The sequence below is a fragment of the Enterococcus pingfangensis genome, from assembly GCF_005405205.1.
GTDB lineage: Bacteria > Bacillota > Bacilli > Lactobacillales > Enterococcaceae > Enterococcus_A > Enterococcus_A pingfangensis.
In genome coordinates this window covers 53,908-73,420 of record NZ_BJDP01000006.1, presented here as the reverse complement: position 1 = coordinate 73,420, position 19,513 = coordinate 53,908, and the positions used below count along the sequence as shown (strand labels likewise).

Genomic DNA, 19,513 nt, shown 5'->3' with positions numbered 1-19,513 from the left:
GGTTCTAGTGAAACAACTTATTTTTCTCGATAATACGCGGGCAATTGAAAACCATACTCCGCTTCAAATAATTTTCCAACTTGTAAAAGCAAATCTTCTCGTCCCCGTGCGGCGGTAAATTGAATACCTAAAGGCAACCCGTGCGCCAAATGCGTTGGCAAACTGATTGCCGGTTGTCCTGTCAAATTCGCTAACTGAGTATACGGTGTGATTTGAAGACTTCTTTCAAACATTTGATCAACTAGTTCTTGTAATTCATTTTCTGATAAATTTTCGGCGTTAGCCAATGCCGAACGGATAGCCTCACTTTGCAAGTCTTCACCTATCTTAGGCGCTGTTGCCGCAGTTGTCGGAGTCAACAATAAATCATAAGCTGTAAATAATTCTTCCATTATAAAAGCCGCTTTATCCCACAAATTTAACGCGTTGATATAGTGGCTGGCAGGAATTTTCTTGCCGTATTGATAAATGCCCCACGACATCAATTCCATGTCATTTTTCCCAACAGCACGGCCAATCCCTTGTTCGATTCCCGCAAACATAGCGGCCGTTTCGGCACCATTCATCAAATAATAACTAGCCATTAGCACTTTTCCATCGATTGGATACGCAATCAGCTCCACTTGATGACCTTGCGCCAACAAAAATTCATAAGCTTGCTCTACCGCCTGGATTGCTTCAGCAGAAACGATTGAATCAATTGGCGAATCGATGATAACCGCGACTTTTAACGTTTTTTGTTGAGCCGCTTCTTTATGCCGCCAAGCTTTTTCTGGTGCTTGATACGGCGCTGCGCTATTGATTTTTCGCATTCCATAGAAAAGTTTTTCAGTGTCACGCATTGAGACAGTCAGAGCAAAATCAATCGCCGCTCCTTGCCAACCGCGCCAACCACTTGGTCCTACCGGCATCACACCGCGAGTTGGTTTCAACCCGATTAAACCACAAAAAGAGGCAGGGATTCGGATCGATCCGCCGCCGTCACTTGCTCCGGCAATCGGTACGATCCCCGCTGCAACCGCACTAGCTGCCCCGCCGCTCGATCCTCCCGAATAATAAGCAGGATCCCACGGATTTTTTGCAGGTCCATAGACTTGGGCATCCGTGATATTTTTAAAGCCGAACTCCGGCGCATTCGTTTGAGCAAAGGGGATCAAACCATTTTCCAACAGCTGATTCGTGAAATTACTATTGCGGCTTGCACGCTGTTCCAGCAATAATCTTGAACTCGATGTACTCAACCAATCTTTTTTAGCTTGTCCCAACATTTTTAACGGGATCGGCAGCCCGGCAAAAGGCCGCTCTGCGATTTTCTCGTGTATGTGATATTCCGCAAGCGCCTCCTGATCCATCATTGTTACAAAGGCATTCAAATTCGGATTTTGTTGGCGTGCCTTTGTTTCAAAAATTTCTAATAATTCTCGAAAACTAATTTCTTGATTGCGCAATTTTCCCGCCCAGTACAGGCCGTCTTTCATTGTCAGCACCTCTTGTATATTTTTATTTAACTAGTATAACTGCTAAATCTATTCGCAAAAAAACTAATGAAATAGTCAGCCTTTTCATTAGTTTTCGTCATTGCACAATTAAAGTTTCTCCAAGATGTCAGACTCAGGGACATGCAAAAAAGAACACCCGCGCTCTTGCACAAAAATTCCGTAAGAATGGTACTTTTTGCTAGAAAAACGAGCAAAGTCTGTAAGCTCAATCACACCCGTTATAATGTCATCAGCGACTCTAAATTGCACACTGTCATTTAACGCAAATTTTGCAGGTGGTAGATGTTTCATAGCTTCACTTCCAATCTGTTCTCGCTCAATTACCAGATCCCTTGAGTTAACTTCATATTTTACCTGAAGTTAGTTGAAAATCAAGCGAAACAGATTTTCAAGTACCGCGGATAAGAAAAATATTGTCTTAATAATCGCGGCCTTTTTTAAAATAGCTATAAAAATCGCAAAAAAGCCAGCTTAGGAAAAGTCTTTTAAATGAAAAGCCAAGAACTCAACCAGCTGCTTGAGTTCTTGGCTTTTTTATACGTATTTCTGTTGAAAGTAACGTTCTAAGTGATGCTGGATCTGACCGATTCCGATACAAAGCAACCAATAAACCAAGGCGACTAAAATATACATCGACAAATAATCAAATGTCCGGCCGCCAATAATCTTAGCTTTTTGAAAAATATCTGGTACAGTGATCATTGCTGCTAAAGAAGTTCCTTTAAGCAGATCCATCGCGACATTACTTAGCGCCGGAATCGAGATCCGAACGGCTTGCGGTAAAATAATGTAGCGCATCGTCGGAAAAAAGCGATTGCCTAACGCGGCGGCTGCATCCCATTGACCTGCACTGACACCTGCGATCGAACCGCGATAGATTTCGCCGATAAAGGCGCTGCTAGTCAAACTAAAACAAATAACGGCTGCGACGACCGCATTTAATTGATACGGCAAGCCAAAATATAGCAAAAATAGTAAAACCAAGGCTGGCGTTCCTCGTAAAAAAGACAGATAGAAACGGACAAAAACTTTAACCGGCCGCCAAGGCGCAAATCCCAGCACAGTCAGGATGACACCAAGGAGATTGCCAAAGATAAATGCTGTCAGACTGATTCCTAAAGTATAGCCCAATCCGCTCAAAAGAAAAGGAATCGACTCCAGCATCAACGCTAAATCGATTGTCGGAATGTACATTATTCCGCCGAGACTTTCTCAGATACTTCTTGTTCAGGTTTCACTGAAACATCCGTTCCAAAATATTGTTTCGATATTTTTTCTAATGTCCCGTCTTTTTTCAAGGTAGCCAATGCCTCGTTGATTTTCGCTTTTAACGTTTGGTTGTCCTTATCAAATAAAAAGCCGGTAAAATTCGCGTTGAAATAGACGTCTTCTAAAATCTTGACTGGAATATCTGGCAGAGCCGCAACAGACATTTTTTGAAGATAGTAATCATTCAAGATCACATCGGTGCGACCGTTTGCTACATCGGTCAAGTATTGATCATTGGTTGCGTTATCATAAGTTACTGCTTTTGCGCCATATTTTTCTGCGATCTTCATGTAACTTGTATTCGGTTCGCCAGCAGCTTTCTTACCTTTGAGATCTTCCAGTGAATGGATTCCCGAATTGTCACTCTTTCTTACGATCATACTGTCAAAAGAATGTTTGATCGGTGAAGACAGCGCAAATTTCTTACTCCGTTCTTTCGACATTCCAAAATCATTAGCCGCAAAGTCAGCTTCTCCGCGATTGACTGCTGTTACTTGTCCGTCAACGTTGTACTCTTTGAATTTGATTTTTAAATCCAACTGTTTTGCGACCGCTTTTGCCACATCTACATCATAGCCGACTAATTTATTCTCATCATTATAGTAAGAAGAAGGAAAAAGTGTGCCAGAAGTTGCTACTGTCAGTTCTTGTTTCTCCTCCACTTTTTTCCAACTGTTATCCCCCTCAGTTTGCTTAGTCCCGCAGGCCGCTAAAATCAAGCCTGCCATTACAAATGTTAACCCTACCAACCATTTTTTCAACGCTATCGTCTCCATTCATTCTTCAATTTTTAACTACCATTTCTTTTATACCATATAAAAAACAGATGAATATAGAAACTTGCTTATGAAAAACAGTTGTTAATACAGTCGCAGCAAACACAGGTGTGTCGTAATACAACTATTTAATAACGAATAATTGATAAAAAAAGAGCATGATCTAACTATTCAACAGTAAAAATATAGCGAAGTGTTGAACACTCCACTCCGCAAATGAATCGCCTAATAATTTTTAAGCGTTAAATACCGTAGCACGATTTAACGCTTGCAGCTAGCTGAGCTGCAAGCGAAAATCTTTGATCTCATAGATCTCATCTGCTGTTTTTTCAACAAAATAACGATCATGGGAAGTAAAAATCACGGTTCCAGGATAAGAGCGAACCAATGTTTCTAGTGCCTCAAGTGTCTTGAGATCAATAAAATTTGTCGGCTCGTCAAGGATCAGCACGTTTGAAGGTCTCGTAAACAACAAGGCGATTTGCAATCGGGTGGCTTCCCCGCCGCTCAACCCATTGACCGGCTTGGTCATCTCCAGTTGAGAAAAACCTAAATTATGCAAAATACTGCGAATGAGCGCTTCTTTATATTCAGTTTGCTCCATCAGATAAGCTAAAATCGTCTGTGTCCCGCTTAATTTATAAGCCATTTGATGATACGTCGAAAACACAACTTTAGGAGATACGATGATCCCTTCATCGTCGTTCAAGATACTTTGCAGCAGCGAAGATTTCCCGGCACCATTTTTTCCAGTGATCGCGATCCGTTTGCCTAAGCCAAACTGAAAATCACAGCGATCAAACAAAACTTTTTCTCCTTTTTTCAACTGAAAAGTATCTCCGCGAATCGGAAATTTATTATGCAGTTCAAGGGTTTTGGAAGGTGGAAAAATGATGGCTCTCTCGTCTTGAGAAACTTTTCTTTCTTCAAGCTGCGATAAGCGACTCGTCATCGCTTTGGCAGATTTCTGAAGATTTTTCTGCACAGTATCTTTTTGTTTAGACGACGATAATCGATCAGGCCGAATATTTTGCTGTTTTTTCTTCAGTGAAACTTTTTTATTTTGTTCAGCCTGCGCCTTCTTTTTAGCAATCGCTGACTCCAAACGTCCCTTTTCCTTCACGAATTGTTCAGCTGCTCGCTCATTTTCAAGTTTTTCCAACTCTTTTTGTTTACGATAATCATCATAATTTCCACTGTATTCCGTGATTTTCCCAGCTTCGATTTCCCAGATCTTCGTTGCCAATTGATTTAAAAAGTAACGATCGTGGCTGACAAACAACAATGTTCCATAATAATAGCGCAGCTCTTCTACCAACGTCTGAATACTTTCTTGATCAAGATGCGTCGTCGGTTCATCCAGCAGCAGACCTGTTTCATAACTTGATAGTATTTGCGCTAACCGAAACTTCGTCACCTCGCCGCCGCTCAATGTGTCCACTTGATTTTTCGGCACAAAGAAACGACCCATCAGCTCCCAATCGATAGTTGCTGAATTAGTTTCAGCAACTTCAGCACTTTGTCGAAAGAAATTAAACTCGCCCGCTCGTTGCACCCTTCCTGTGTCAGGTTTTAGCTCACCTTGAATTATTTTCAATAAGGTTGATTTTCCTTGCCCATTAGGACCGATGATCCCAACCTGATCACCTTGATAAACAGTCAATGAATCAAGCGAAAAAAGTTCTTTTGCGCCGAAACTATGCCGGATATTTGTTAATTTTACAGATAAATTTTCCATCGTATTCGATTTCCTTTCTTGCTAGGAAAGGAAAAAAGTGTATAGAAAAAGGCATAGCCTAAGACTATGCCTTGCATTTGCTTTAGAAAAGTATACACTCATCCCTTGAAATTGCCGCACCTAGACTTTTGAATTGATATTTAATTAGTCATTCAAAAGTTTATTCCACAATTTCATCGATGCTGTCATTACTTTTCCTCCTCTTGTTATTTATAATAAAAAGATACCATGCAAAAAGAAAATAGTAAAGTCACATTGCTTTTACAAATAACCGTTCTCTCTTAAACGAGTCTGTTTGATATCTGTGACTGTTTGTGTCCCGGCTAGTTGCATGACCATCTCCAATTCTTTTTTGAAAAATTCAAAGACCTGCTGCACACCGGTTCCTCCGCCTAGCGCTAACCCATAAATAACCGGACGACCGATTGCTACTAAGTCAGCACCAGAAGCCAGCGCTTTAAAGACATGATGTCCACGGCGAACGCCGCTGTCAAAAATAATCGGTGCCCTTCCTGCTACAGCCTCAGCTACATATTGCAACGAATCAAATGCTGCCGGTCCACCGTCAAGTTGCCGGCCGCCGTGATTGGAAACCCAGATACCCGAAGCGCCAGAAGATAGTGAGCGCTCCACATCTTCTTCCGATTGGACGCCTTTGACATACACTGGAAGATTGGAATGGCTGGCAATAAATTCGACATCTTTAGGACTTAATTTTTGTTTAGATGATCCATATACTGCATCCATTGTTTGACCGATACCAGATTGATATGCTTGAACGATCGGCATCGCTAATGGAAAAGTAAACCCATTGCGGCGATCCGTTTCACGATTTCCGCCGACTGTCGCGTCCGCGGTTAATACAATCGCCTTTGCACCATTACGTTTAGCCATCTCCAATATGTCGCGATTGATACCGTCATCTTTGCTCATATAAAATTGAAACCATTGCGGAGCTTCCATTCCGCTGGCTGTTCGAATTTCTTCAAGTGTACAGGAGGCATAAGAACTAGCCGTATAGATCGTTCCAAAACGAGCGACACCTTTAGCAGAAGCTTTTTCAGCTGCAATATTTGCTAATCCATGAGCTGCGACTGGTGCCATAATGATCGGAGCCGTCAACTGTTCGTCTCCAAATTTAGTCGTTGTATCTGGCAATTCGACATCACGTAATACATGCGGAATAATCAATTTATGATTAAAAGCCCTTTCATTTTCTTGATAGGTAAAAATATCCCCCGCCCCGCTGCTGATATAACCATACCCGCCTTTAGGTATAATCTCTTTAGCAGCCGTTTCAAGATCCTCCATATTAATAAAATCAATCGCACCTTCTGCTGTACTCGCTTGATAAATTTTCTCCACTTTGCATCCCTACCTTTAAATTGATATCGTTTACAAAAATAATGTTACGCTTTCAGTCGAATGGTGACAAATAATCTGTTTAGCAACTATTAAGGCGTGATTGAATAAATTCGTAATCAATTTTTTTATTTAAAATCTAATGTATTGAAATCCATTTTCCGAGGACTATTTGCGTATTGTTCAGTTTCTTCGTTGATTGGTCGTTGACATGTCAGCGACTTCTTATCCAAACTTCTTCAACTATCATAAGCTTTTTATCTATTTCACAGATACTCTCACTACATATTGACAACGCTTTCTTTTGCTCCTATAATAACTATCAGACTATCTGAAAGGAAGCGACGCTCTTATGTATGCAATTATTGTTTTACATAGTTACATTACCGCTAAGGGCAAAAGGACGTATGATAAAAATCTAGCGTGGCGTTTTAATTCCAAGGAACAAGCGATGAAACTTGCGGATAAACTAGGCGGGAGTGTAGCTAAAGTTGGGTAATCTTAAAAAATAAACGAGATCAGCTTGATTAGCAGCTGATCTCGTTTATTTGCTTAAATGGCTAATAGCATCATCTAAATTCGGCACGAAATAAAAGTTGCTTCCCTTGTTACTTTCACGAATAAAATCTTTTAACGCCTTGCTTCCCTCACTAAATTCACCAATAATGGCTAAGCGTATGCCGTAATTTATATAGGCTTGTAAAATTTCCCCTGCTAGTTGCGAACTCAGATCAAAAAAATTATCGCTGATCGCGGCTTTTGGCAAGATGATATTACTTGTTCCATACTGATCGCCTATCGTCATCGCAAAATCCAGTGCAGAATCTTTATCAAAAATTATTGGTTCCTCTTTGTCATACCTCACTACTACCATCTTACTATCGTTTCTTTCCAGCTCTGAAATAAACAGCGTGATCACCTCGCATTATTTAATACAACTAGCATATCATACTCCATGAATTATTCCTTGAATTATCACTACGATACTTTCGAAATTTCCTCACTAACAGCAGAAAAACTGACAATTTTATATTGGGTTACAGTTAAAAAACACACAAATAAACTAATGCTAAACTCATAATTATGTGCAGATTTCACAAAAAATAATTGTAATCTTTTATGAAAGCGGTATACTTGAAAGTAATCTAGTGAGAAAGAGAGGTTTTTTAATGAGTTATCAAGTAGAATTACAAGATCAATATGGTTTATTTATAGATGGAGCATGGACCACTAGCGAAAAAGATCGGTTGCTTTCCGCAACAAATCCCGCGGATGGTCTAGAACTTGCAAAGTTCGTGGATGCAACTGACGCTGAAGTTGATTTAGCTGTCGCTGCTGCACGTGCCGCTTTACCTGAATGGCGGAAAGTTTCGATTGAGGACCGTTCACGAATTCTTTTGAAAATCGCTGATATCATTGAGGAAAATGCGGAACATTTAGCGTTAGTAGAAACATTGGATAATGGGAAACCTTTACGTGAAACTCAAATTATCGATGTTCCTTATGGCGCGGATCATTTCCGTTACTTTGCTGGCGTGTTGCGTTCAGAAGAAGGAACAGCTCAGCAATTAGATGAAAATACATTAACCATCAATTTAAAAGAACCGATCGGTGTCGTGGGGCAAATTATTCCGTGGAATTTTCCATTCTTGATGGCGGCTTGGAAAATTGCGCCAGCTTTGGCGGCTGGTAATACGATCGTTATCCATCCATCATCTACAACTTCTTTAAGCGTTTTAGAATTTGCGCGTCTCACACAAGAAGTTTTACCTAAAGGCGTTTTAAATGTTGTTACCGGAAAAGGCTCCAAGTCAGGCGAATACATGCTTCATCATGAAGGAATCGATAAATTGGCGTTCACTGGTTCAACTGAGATTGGTTACAACGTAGCGATCTCCGCTGCAAAACGATTGATTCCAGCCACTTTAGAATTAGGCGGCAAATCAGCAAACATCTTCTTTGACGATATGCCTTATGAAAAGGCTTTAGATGGTGCGCAGTTAGGGATCTTATTTAACCAAGGCCAAGTTTGCTGTGCAGGTTCACGAATCTTTGTTCAGTCAGGTATCTATGATCGCTTTGTTGAAGACTTGTCAAAAGCCTTTGATAAAGTAAATGTTGGTCTGCCTTGGAAAGAAGGCATCCAGATGGGGGCTCAGATCAATGAAAATCAAGTCCAAACCATTTTGAAATATATCGAAATCGGTAAAGAAGAAGGCGCAGAAATCAAAGCCGGCGGCAAACGACTTACAACTGGTGGATTAGATAATGGTTGCTTCGTAGCCCCTACTTTGATTACGAATGTGACGAACGATATGCGCATTGCCAAAGAAGAAATCTTCGGTCCAGTGGCGGTTGTCATTAAGTTCGATACCGCTGAAGAAGTCATCGAATTGGCTAACGATTCTATCTACGGATTAGGCGGCGGTGTTTGGACTCAAAATATCAACACTGCATTAACAGTCAGCCGGGCTTTAGAGACAGGACGTGTTTGGGTAAATACCTACAACCAAATCCCAGCAGGCGCACCATTCGGCGGGTATAAAAAATCTGGGATTGGCCGTGAAACTTATAAATCTATGCTAGAAGCGTATACCCAAACAAAAAATATTATGATCGATACAAACAGTGCACCATCAGGATTTTTTAGTTAATAGTTAGCTTTTATAGCAAAATGTTCAAAAATACGCAGCCAATTTTGGTTGCGTATTTTTTAGTTTGTTTTTCAAGAATACTGAAAACAATTCGAGCCAAAACTCTTTTCACAAAAAATCTTCAAAGTCATTTAAGTTCCACTTAAGCTTCAGCTATTATATTGTATTCAACCCAATAATCTTTTTCATTTTGCCAGTTGCATTTGTGACTGGCACCCTTTTTCCCCGACAAAAAAGGTTAGGAAAATTGCTGAAACAGCATTTCCTAACCTTATTCTTACTCTCTAAAACCTACCGTTTAAAAAACGATTTCGTTCTATTTAGCAGATAGCTCATATTCTTTTGTAGCGATGACGATTTTTTTATAAAGAGCGAACATGGCAGCGATATTAGGAATAATCATCAGCCCATTAAATAAATCAGCCATCGACCAGACCAACTCTACCTTTAAGCCACTGCCGATCGCAATAAAAATTGCGACTAAAACGGCATAGATCGGAACTGCTTTTTTCCCGAATAAATATTTCACATTAGCTTCTCCAAAAAAGTACCACCCTATCAAAGTCGCATAAGCAAATAGCGTCACACATATCGCTATGAATGGATAACCAAAACTACCCAGCGTTTGAGAATACGCATGTTGCGTCAATTCAATGCCATCTAAAAAGACCCCGTTTTTAGTTGTCCCAAGTGATCCGCTAGTCAAAATTACAAAAACTGTCATCGGCAACAAAATAATCGTATCAATAAAGACACCCATCATTGCGACCAACCCTTGTTTTGCCGGATGTGATACTCTGGCTAATGCATGGGCATGCGGAGTAGATCCCATACCTGCTTCATGAGTAAATAACCCGCGTGCAATTCCGAATCGAATACTTTCCTTCACTCCAACCCCTAAAATACCGCCCATCACACCCTCTGGTTTAAATGCACCGACAAAGATCTCTCGAATAGCTTCAGGGATCATTGCAAAATTGATGATTACAACGATGATCGAAACAAGCGCAAAGAAAACAGCCATCAAAGGAACAATTTTTTCCGTCACAGCAGCGACTCGCTCGGTTCCTCCAATAAAAACATATAAACTCGCTAAACCTAAAACAACACCAGTCACTAGTGGCGGGATATTGAACGCTGCCTCCATGGCTTGTCCTACCGAATTTGCCTGAACCATATTTCCCATAAATCCTAATGCAAGTATTAATAAAACAGAAAATATTGCAGCAACATATTTACCGACGACTCCATCGAAAGCAGTTTTTATATAGTACACAGGGCCGCCGACAATCTCATTTCCTTTTCGTGTTCTGTAAATTTGCGAAAGAGTCGCTTCTGCATAAATAATCGCCATTCCCATCAACGCGCTGAGCCACATCCAAAAGACCGCTCCCGGACCACCCATCACCATTGCAGTAGCAACACCCGCCAAGTTTCCCGTTCCTATTTGGGCAGCGATAGAAGTCATCAGAGATTGGAACGAGGTCATCCCTTCATCGCCCGCTTTATTTCCTCTCAAAGTTATATTCCCAAAGGTCAATTTAAAACTCTCTTTTAGTTTTCTAAACTGAACAAACCGCGTTTGAATTGAGAAAAAGACCCCCGCAAAACATAAAAGTGCAATAATAATGTAATCCCATAAAAAATCCCGTAAAGCGTTTATTATTTCCATCGTTTCATCCTTCCATTTTTTATTAAATATTTATCTAAATGATAAACCTTTCATACACACTAAAAAACAAAGCCTATCTACCACCTAGGATATAAAATTTTTCTCTCCGCTCCGCCAAAAAGAACAGAAAAGTCTGAATGATTTTACTAAAAACAACAAAAACGGACAAACTCATGATACTAGCTATTATGGCGAACTCTTTTTTTAGAAATTAATTACAACTATATTAGATTTAGTATACCAAAAAAGCCCCGTTACTAGGTAATCATTCCAATGCCATTTTTCCAATTATATTTGGAATAATTACAGCTTACTCAATCATTTTTCTGCTTATTTTTCGTTTCTTTGCCACAGGTAATCTAGATAAATCAGGTGAAAATTTCTCATAGTAAAAATTCTGACTTTAACCAACTGACTATACTTCATAACCATTCTCTAATTTTTTTAATTAACTTAGCCAAAAAAGTACAAAAAAAAGAAACCCCATCATATCAGGGTTTCTCCAGCTTTTTTAGCTTATTGTTCTTCTTCAGTCATGAATGTGTTGAAGACTTCTTCAATCATGTCCCACTCAGCATCTGTTTCGATTTGTTCTAATTCGCCTTCGCTGCCGTCTTCGTTTTCAAGATAGGCATAGGCTTGTAATTCAACATCTTCATCTTCAGGAGCGCCTGCTGGATAAAGAAGTACATAGTTGCGTTTAAATTCTTCTTGACCATCGATCGTTAAAAGAATTTCGTAGAGCGTTTCATTTCCTTCATCATCTACTAAAGTAATTACTTCACGTTCGTGGTCGTGATCATGTGTGTGTTCGTGAGCCATCTTCATTCCTCTTTTCTAAAATTTGTTGCTCGCGCGATCAAGATAGTTTTGCAAAATCATGACTGCTGCCAGCTTGTCGATAACTTTTTTTCTTTTCGAACGTGATACGTCCGCTTGTTCGATCAACATCCGTTCAGCTTGAACTGTCGTCAATCGTTCATCTTGAAAATCAACTGGCAAATCAAAAAGCTCTTTGATTTTTTCGGCATAAGCGATCGATGCTTCCGCCCGTGGACCAATCGAGTTATTCATATTTTTAGGGAGTCCTACTACAAATTTGGTGACTTGGTATTCTTTGACTAGTTCGCCTAAGCGTTCAAAGCCAAATTTCCCTTGTTCTTCGTCGATTCGGATGATCTCGACTCCTTGAGCCGTCCAGCCAAATGGATCACTTACCGCGATCCCGACAGTTTTCGAGCCGACATCTAATCCCATCACTCTCATCGAATCTCTATACCATGATCCTTCAAGTAATATTTCACCAAAACTTCCATAACTTCATCGCGTTCATGACGACGAATCAAGTTTCGAGCATCTTGATAACGAGGAATATACGCAGGATCGCCTGACAATAAATAGCCGACGATTTGGTTGATCGGATTGTAGCCTTTTTCAGCTAACGCATTGTAGACAATCGTCAATGTTTCGCTAATCTCTTTCTTGCGATTATCATCAAAATCAAAACGGACTGTTTCATCTGTGTATCCCATTTTCTCACACCTCTCCTTGGAATTACCAACAATTACATTTTACTAGAAGAAGACAAAACTTACAAATTTTGTAAGTGGCCGATTTCTCGACTTTAGAAAATCTTCCGAATTATTATAACATGCTTTTGTGAAGAATATACGCTTTTTGAGATCATCTTGCTGCGTTTAAAGATTATCTGCAAAAAACTAACGATTCTTCAAACTTAGCCAACAAGTATCGTTACTATGATTTTGACCACACTTCTTCTTATTAAAAAATAGCCCGCAGATAAAATAATTTTTCAGCCAAAAGCATTTCAATAAGTGTTTCAATCGGCTATGTGCATAATTAATAACTATTTCAACCTGCAAAAAAACTCTTGGGAAAAAACCCAAGAGTTTTGCGAGTTAGGATTAATAGAGCTCTAAATATTGATCACGTTCCCACTCTGAAACAGTTTGGCGGAAAGCAGCCCATTCCATCCGTTTTGCTTCGCTGAAGTTTGTATAGATATGATCACCTAACGCATCGACCATCGTTTGGTCTTTGCGCAATGCTTTGATCGCATTGTGAATCGTTGAAGGCAAATCATAAATTTCAGCTTCTTTACGTTCTTCTTCAGTCATCACGTAAATATTACGATCAACTGCTTCTGGCGGTGTCAATTCATTCCGGATACCATCTAAACCGGCTTCTAATAATACAGCCATCGTTAAGTATGGATTAGCCGCTGGATCGACTGAACGTAATTCTAGACGGGTTGATAGACCGCGTGATTCAGGGACACGAATCAATGGTGAACGGTTGTGTCCGCTCCAAGCAACATAAACTGGTGCTTCAAAGCCAGGAACTAAACGTTTATAAGAGTTTACGATTGGGTTGCATACTGCCGTGTATGCGCGTGCGTGTTTCAAGAGACCTGCTAAAAATTGATACGCTGTTTTGCTCAACTTCATTGGACCATCTTCATCATAGAAAACATTGCCTTCATCATTGAATAATGACATGTTGCAATGCATACCAGAACCGTTGATCCCATAAAGTGGTTTTGGCATAAAGGTTGCGTGAAGACCGTGTTTGCGTGCAATTGTTTTAACAACTAATTTGAAAGTTTGAATGTTGTCGCAAGCTTCAACTACATCTGCATACTTGAAGTCGATCTCGTGTTGTCCTGGTGCAACTTCGTGGTGCGAAGCTTCTACTTCAAAGCCTAAACTTTCAAGTTCTAACACGATATCACGACGACAATTTTCACCTAAGTCAGTTGGAGCGAAATCGAAGTAGCCGCCTTTGTCGTTCAAATCTAAGGTTGGATCGCCATTTTCATCTAATTTGAATAAGAAAAATTCTGGTTCAGGTCCTAAATTAAATGAAGTGAAGCCAAATTCATCCATTCCTTTTAGCACACGTTTCAAGTTTCCGCGAGGATCTCCTGCAAATGGTTTGCCATCTGGTCCATAAATATCACAAATCAAACGTCCAACCTTTCCGTGATCATTTTCCCATGGAAAAATCATCCAAGTAGACAAGTCTGGATACAAGTACATATCGCTTTCTTCGATTCGAACAAATCCTTCGATTGATGAACCGTCGAACATCATTTTATCATCCAGCACTTTTTCCATTTGACTAACGGGTACTTCAACATTTTTGATAGTTCCCAAAATATCTGTAAACATCAGACGTAAGAAACGGACATTCTCTTCCTCGACAATTCGTTTGATATCCTCTTTACTTAGATCTCTTTTCGGCATAATAACTAATCCCTTCCTCGCACTTCATTTTTTATTTCCTATAATCACTACAACTTTGGCCCTTGTGATTGATATGGATTTTGTTGTTGTAAGCCGCCTTGAGTCAACATCTCGTCATAAAAAATACGGCGGACATCTTTATCAGTCAACGGCGGCTTTTCTTTGGCAGCTTTGACTTCTTCTTGACGCATCTGATAGACCCGTTTGATTCCTGCCATGTTGAGTCCATCGGATAAATAATCTTTGATTTCTAATAACACATCAATGTCGTTTAGAGAATACATCCTACGGTTACCCTCACTTCGTTCCGGGTGGATCAATTCTTGCTCCTCATAGTACCGAATCTGTCTTGCAGTCAAATCTGTTAATTTCATAACCGTACCAATTGGAAAAACGGCAAGTGAACGACGCAATTCTTTTTCCCGCATAACAGCTCCTCCTTGTTTTTTGATGTTGAAAAAAGGATACCACCCAATAGACCAATCGTCAAGTGTTAATGTTACATTTTCTTACATTGATTTTATGAATGTTCGTTTTTTAGAAAAGACCGCTGAAATCAGTATTTTATCGTAAAAAAATTTCCTATTCTAGCTAAAAAAATCGACGAGTGAACTTTTTATTTAAAATTAGCAAAGTTGCTAAATAAAAATGAACAAAAAAATTCCGCAATCAAAAAAGATTGCGAAATTTTTATTTGTTCATTCTAAACTTTAGCACTGACTTAGTTATCCAACTCATCTTCCATTCTTCGGATCCAAAGCGATTTTTTCTTCGCGAATCCACGAACGATATATTGTTCTTTCTCTTCATCAAACGTCTCGCTTAAAACAAGTGTTTCTCGTTTCAGTTCACTTAATGCCCGTCCTTCATCGGCACCTAAAGTCAACAAATACGGTTCCAGCAAATTCATAACTTCTCGTTTGATTCCATCAGCTAAAAGTTCTTTTCCTTTGATTGTTTTGGCTGAGATCAAGATATTAGGAAATAGTGTCGGTGTAAAAGAAAATTCATCGATCCGATCCGCTTTGTTGTAGATCGTCAACATTGGAATATCGTCCATCTTGAGTTCTTTCAATAAGTCGATCACGGTCTTTTCTTGTTGCTGCCGGTCTTCCGCACTAGCATCAACGACATGCAGCAACAGATCCATGCCTCTGCTTTCTTCTAGCGTTGATTGAAAGGCATCGACTAATTGCGTCGGCAAATCTTGGATGAAACCTACTGTATCAGTGATCGTTGTCTCCATTCCTTGCGGCAAATGCCAGCGTTTGGTCAATGGATCTAAAGTGGCAAATAATTGATCTTCAGAATACGTATCCGCATTAGTCAACAAATTTAAAATAGTCGACTTGCCTGCGTTAGTGTATCCAATCAATCCCATTTGAAAAATGCTGGACTGTTGTCTTTTTTGACGACTCCGCTCACGATGAGCTTCCACTTCTTTTACCTCTTTTTTGATAGCAGAGATTCGTTGGCGAATATGGCGACGGTCCGTTTCTAATTTTGTTTCACCTGGTCCACGTGTACCGATCCCCCCACCCAGACGAGATAAACTTTGACCTTGCCCGACTAGACGCGGCAATAAATAATCCAATTGCGCTAACTCAACTTGCAGTTTGCCTTCTTTAGAACGGGCACGCGAAGCGAAGATATCTAAAATCAATTGAATCCGATCTATGACTGGAACACCCACTTGCGCCTCAATCGTTTGACTTTGTCTCGGAGTCAATGCGTGGTTAAAGATCACAAGCTCCGCTTCATGTGCATCGACTAATTGTGCCAGCTCTTCTAATTTTCCTTTTCCGATGATCGTCTGCCGATCAACTTTGGGACGCTTTTGCGTTAATGAAAAAACTATCTCGCCATGAGCCGTCTTGGTTAGTCCAGCCAACTCATGCATCGATTCTAAATAATTGTAATTATTTTCGTCTGTTTCGACGCCGACTAAAATGACTCTTTCTGACAATCTGTTTTCCCCCTAAATTTTATTAATAGATTCCTTGTACAATAAACAATAAAAATTTTGATTGTTACGTCGTCTAATACTTACTAAAAATGCTGCTCGTTCGATCAAAAATTTGCTTACGTGTTCAACCATTCAGTAACTGCCGCTTCAATTTCCAAAATCTCTTCAGGCTGTTGGACCAAATCATACCAATGAACGGACATCCGATTGCGAAACCACGTCAATTGACGTTTGGCATAGCGTCGTGAATGCAGCTTTACTTCCTCTAACGCCGCCGCTAACGAGGAATCTCCTGAGAAATAAGGAAACAACTCTTTGTAGCCAATTCCTTGGGCCGCCTGAACATCGGGTGTTTTCGCCAATTTTTCAGCTTCTTTCAACAGTCCTTGTTGGACCATGAGATCCACCCGCTGATTAATCCGCTGATACAAAACAGCTCGTTCTGTATTGAGTCCAATCAAAAAACTATCATAAAGCTTTTTAGGCTGTTCTTTTGGTTCTAAGATCGAATGACCGGTCAGTTGAAAAACTTCTAAAGCTCGAATCATTTTTTTGCGATTATTATAATGGATTTTTTCTGCTGCTAAAGGATCGGTTGTGCGTAATTTTTCCCACAACGCTTGATTACCATTTTTTTCCGCAAAAGCTTCGTATTTTTTTCGCAACGAATCGTCTTCTGGTTCCCCTTCACTGCCTAGCTTATAATCCCATAACAAAGACTGGACATAGAGACCAGTACCGCCAACGACAATCGGTAGTTTTCCTCGCTGAGTGATCTCTTGGATTGCCTGTCTAGCCGCTGTTTGAAAATCAGCCGCTGAATAACTTTCATCCTCATTCCGTACGTTGATCAAATGATGGGGGATCCCTTCCATTTCCTCACTTGTCACCTTGGCTGTACCAATATCCAGCCCACGATAGACTTGCATCGAATCACCGCTGATGATTTCCCCATTGAAACGTTTGGCTAACTCAATACTTAAACTCGTTTTGCCAACCGCAGTCGGCCCTACAATTGCGATCACTTTCATTGATTGTACCTGCTTCTCATGCGGATTGCTTTTTCCGGAAAATCGGTGATTATTCCAGCAAAATTATTTTCAAAACAAGTCATCATCGTTTCATATAAATTCGGTGTCCAAGGACGAATTGCCTTGGGAAAATTTTTAACGATCTCAGGATGCTGTTTAATCCAATCATAACTTGGATGCAATCCTTCAATAAAATCTGCCGCTAAAACTTGTTTGTATTTTTCTAAATCATTTTTTTGAAGCAAGTTATATTGAATCTCCGGTTCGTACTCGTGCATGATTCGCAGCGAATCAAGATTAAAACTTGCGTACCAATAATCAAACGGCCATTTCTTGCTCGTCATGACCGTTGAAATTTTTTTCTCTATTCCAGGATAATGAAACTTATTCGTCTTGAGCTCAATACACAAAAAACCTCTAAAGCGCATCTGCAACAATAGATTCAAAACCTCTTGCAACGTTGAGATTTTTGTCGCTTGATATTTTTTATCAAACCAGCTGCCGGCGTCAAGTTCTTTGATCTCTTCTAATGTCAATTCATGAATCAAGCCGGTGCCATCCGTTGTGCGATCGACACTTTCATCATGGATGACGACTAGCTGCTGATCAGCCGTCAGATGGACATCTAACTCAATCCCGTCTGCTCCTGAACGTACCGCTTCCATAAACGCAGGCAATGTATTTTCTGGGTGAGTCCCAGCACTCCCGCGATGAGCAATAATTACTGTCATCTATTCTCACCTCGTCTGTAATCATAGATTATTAGTTGCATAATCTATTTTAATTTTTTTCACTAAACATTATTGAACATTGAAATAGCGCAACGGTTGTTTCGTCGAACGAGACAGTTGTTGTCTTTTTTCATTTAAAATCTCTAACAGTTGTTCAGAAAAAGTTTCCATTACGATCCGGCCGCCTTTATAAGTAAAACCGCCGATCTTCACCGTTTCTTCAGGTGATAAAATAACTTTTCGATGGGAAATGTTTTTGAAAAATTCCTCGATCAAATAATTGGGCAAATAAAAACTATTTTGCGCCGTGAATGAATTCAAATAAATAAAATCATCAATCGTGATATAACAATCATCAAATGAATTGAACGCCACATAGTCTTGCATCAAGACGTTGCGTTTGGACAGGATCTCATTGATTTTTTTATTCAAAAGATTGATCGTTTCGATCTCTTTCACCTGATGTTCTAATTCTCTTTCACGATAACGGTGCGAATCAATGTGCTTGATCACAGCAAAAGCCGCGATTCCCGTCACTCCCGCTCCAATCAATACGCCAATCAGTCCAATAAATGCAATTTCCACGTTTGTTCCTCCTACTTTATAATGATAAAATTACTTTTGCAAAAAATAAAACCCATTTTTTAGACAGATCAATTATCCATTCAAACATCAACTCTTGATCCTGCTCAAAAACGGGAATGTCAACTTGTTCTTATCGTTATTAATAGTACCATATTTTCACATTTTTATGATAGTTGACTCCTGGAAAAAAAGTGGAGCCTTCTATTTGACCAAAACTGACCAACGTTGTATACTTTTTTTAAGTTTTAGCAATCTAACCTTGTTTGTGCTAAACTAATCTACGAACAATATTTTAAGGAGGATTCACTATGAATTTAGTTCCTACAGTCATTGAACAATCATCTCGTGGCGAACGTGCTTACGACATTTACTCTCGTTTATTAAAAGACCGCATCATCATGCTTAGCGGTGAAGTAAACGACGATATGGCGAACACCATCATCGCCCAATTACTTTTCTTGGATGCCCAAGATTCTGAAAAAGATATTTATCTTTACATCAATTCCCCAGGAGGAAGCGTATCTGCTGGTTTAGCGATTTTTGATACAATGAATTTTGTTAAAGCTGACGTGCAAACTATCGTACTTGGTATGGCAGCTTCAATGGGCAGCTTCTTACTAACGGCTGGTGCTAAAGGAAAACGTTTCGCATTACCAAATGCTGAAATCATGATCCACCAACCACTTGGCGGTGCCCAAGGTCAAGCGACTGAAATCGAAATCGCTGCACGTCATATCTTAAAGACGCGTGAACGTTTAAACAACATTTTATCTGAACGTACTGGCCAACCAATCGAAGTCATCGAACGCGACACAGATCGTGACAACTTCATGTCTGCCGAAGAAGCGAAAGCTTACGGCTTGATCGATGAAGTTATGGAAAACAGCAGCTCATTAAACTAATGCGCTAAAGTACGTTAGAAACCGAGGAGATCTCCTCGGTTTTTTATTTTGTATGTTTGAAA

18 protein-coding genes are annotated in these 19,513 nt (G+C 39.9%); 2 read left to right on the top strand and 16 right to left on the bottom strand.

Annotation, left to right across the window (positions count from 1 at the left end; all coding sequences use genetic code 11):
- Positions 1 to 17: 17 nt before the first annotated feature.
- The 6 genes from FFM63_RS04465 to FFM63_RS04440 form a co-directional block, all read right to left on the bottom strand.
- On the bottom strand, positions 18 to 1,478 hold the full coding sequence (locus FFM63_RS04465) for an amidase (RefSeq protein ID WP_137609121.1): 1,461 nt from the start codon (positions 1,476 to 1,478) through the stop codon (positions 18 to 20).
- A 555-nt stretch (positions 1,479 to 2,033) separates the two neighbouring features.
- Complete coding sequence (locus tag FFM63_RS04460) at positions 2,034 to 2,693, bottom strand: amino acid ABC transporter permease (protein ID WP_137609120.1); 660 nt, start codon at positions 2,691 to 2,693, stop codon at positions 2,034 to 2,036.
- On the bottom strand, positions 2,693 to 3,529 hold the full coding sequence (locus tag FFM63_RS04455; RefSeq protein WP_137609119.1) for a transporter substrate-binding domain-containing protein: 837 nt from the start codon (positions 3,527 to 3,529) through the stop codon (positions 2,693 to 2,695). The genes FFM63_RS04460 and FFM63_RS04455 overlap by 1 nt, the downstream gene beginning before the upstream one ends.
- Positions 3,530 to 3,818: 289 nt before the next feature.
- The gene (abc-f, locus tag FFM63_RS04450) at positions 3,819 to 5,282 is read right to left on the bottom strand and encodes a ribosomal protection-like ABC-F family protein (RefSeq protein ID WP_137609118.1); all 1,464 of its coding nucleotides are present in this window, start codon (positions 5,280 to 5,282) and stop codon (positions 3,819 to 3,821) included.
- Between the two features lie 261 nt (positions 5,283 to 5,543).
- Positions 5,544 to 6,647: an alpha-hydroxy-acid oxidizing protein gene (locus tag FFM63_RS04445; RefSeq protein WP_137609117.1), complete on the bottom strand. Its 1,104-nt coding sequence runs from the start codon at positions 6,645 to 6,647 to the stop codon at positions 5,544 to 5,546.
- 541 nt (positions 6,648 to 7,188) lie between these two features.
- On the bottom strand, positions 7,189 to 7,509 hold the full coding sequence (locus FFM63_RS04440) for a DUF4180 domain-containing protein (RefSeq protein WP_212741165.1): 321 nt from the start codon (positions 7,507 to 7,509) through the stop codon (positions 7,189 to 7,191).
- A 304-nt stretch (positions 7,510 to 7,813) separates the two neighbouring features.
- Here FFM63_RS04440 and FFM63_RS04435 point away from each other — a divergent pair, with 304 nt between their 5' ends.
- On the top strand, positions 7,814 to 9,298 hold the full coding sequence (locus FFM63_RS04435) for an aldehyde dehydrogenase family protein (RefSeq protein WP_137609116.1): 1,485 nt from the start codon (positions 7,814 to 7,816) through the stop codon (positions 9,296 to 9,298).
- A 316-nt stretch (positions 9,299 to 9,614) separates the two neighbouring features.
- Here FFM63_RS04435 and FFM63_RS04430 read toward each other — a convergent pair whose 3' ends face one another.
- The 10 genes from FFM63_RS04430 to FFM63_RS04385 form a co-directional block, all read right to left on the bottom strand.
- Positions 9,615 to 10,970, bottom strand: a complete 1,356-nt coding sequence (locus FFM63_RS04430) for an alanine/glycine:cation symporter family protein (RefSeq protein ID WP_137609115.1) — start codon at positions 10,968 to 10,970, stop codon at positions 9,615 to 9,617.
- Positions 10,971 to 11,486: 516 nt separating this feature from the next.
- Positions 11,487 to 11,792: a DUF1292 domain-containing protein gene (locus FFM63_RS04425; protein WP_137609114.1), complete on the bottom strand. Its 306-nt coding sequence runs from the start codon at positions 11,790 to 11,792 to the stop codon at positions 11,487 to 11,489.
- 15 nt (positions 11,793 to 11,807) lie between these two features.
- Complete coding sequence (gene ruvX / locus FFM63_RS04420; RefSeq protein ID WP_137609113.1) at positions 11,808 to 12,236, bottom strand: Holliday junction resolvase RuvX; 429 nt, start codon at positions 12,234 to 12,236, stop codon at positions 11,808 to 11,810.
- Positions 12,233 to 12,502, bottom strand: a complete 270-nt coding sequence (locus FFM63_RS04415) for an IreB family regulatory phosphoprotein (protein ID WP_137609112.1) — start codon at positions 12,500 to 12,502, stop codon at positions 12,233 to 12,235. The genes ruvX and FFM63_RS04415 overlap by 4 nt, the downstream gene beginning before the upstream one ends.
- A 393-nt stretch (positions 12,503 to 12,895) precedes the next feature.
- On the bottom strand, positions 12,896 to 14,236 hold the full coding sequence (glnA, locus tag FFM63_RS04410; RefSeq protein ID WP_137609111.1) for a type I glutamate--ammonia ligase: 1,341 nt from the start codon (positions 14,234 to 14,236) through the stop codon (positions 12,896 to 12,898).
- A gap of 47 nt (positions 14,237 to 14,283) precedes the next feature.
- A complete protein-coding gene (locus tag FFM63_RS04405) occupies positions 14,284 to 14,664 on the bottom strand; it encodes a MerR family transcriptional regulator (RefSeq protein WP_137603531.1) in 381 nt (126 codons plus the stop codon).
- Between the two features lie 293 nt (positions 14,665 to 14,957).
- Positions 14,958 to 16,202, bottom strand: coding sequence for a GTPase HflX (gene hflX, locus FFM63_RS04400; RefSeq protein ID WP_137609110.1), 1,245 nt, complete (start codon positions 16,200 to 16,202; stop codon positions 14,958 to 14,960).
- A gap of 116 nt (positions 16,203 to 16,318) precedes the next feature.
- Complete coding sequence (miaA, locus tag FFM63_RS04395) at positions 16,319 to 17,233, bottom strand: tRNA (adenosine(37)-N6)-dimethylallyltransferase MiaA (protein WP_137609109.1); 915 nt, start codon at positions 17,231 to 17,233, stop codon at positions 16,319 to 16,321.
- Entirely contained in the window at positions 17,230 to 17,964 is a 735-nt protein-coding gene (locus FFM63_RS04390) for a glycerophosphodiester phosphodiesterase (RefSeq protein WP_137609108.1), read from the bottom strand. Before FFM63_RS04390 ends, miaA begins: the two co-directional genes overlap by 4 nt.
- Positions 17,965 to 18,033: 69 nt before the next feature.
- Entirely contained in the window at positions 18,034 to 18,549 is a 516-nt protein-coding gene (locus FFM63_RS04385) for a hypothetical protein (protein WP_137609107.1), read from the bottom strand.
- Positions 18,550 to 18,857: 308 nt separating this feature from the next.
- Here FFM63_RS04385 and clpP point away from each other — a divergent pair, with 308 nt between their 5' ends.
- Positions 18,858 to 19,451 carry an ATP-dependent Clp endopeptidase proteolytic subunit ClpP gene (clpP, locus tag FFM63_RS04380; protein ID WP_137609106.1) on the top strand — a complete coding sequence of 198 codons (594 nt, stop codon included), beginning with the start codon at positions 18,858 to 18,860 and terminating at the stop codon, positions 19,449 to 19,451.
- The last annotated feature ends 62 nt before the right edge of the window (positions 19,452 to 19,513 follow it).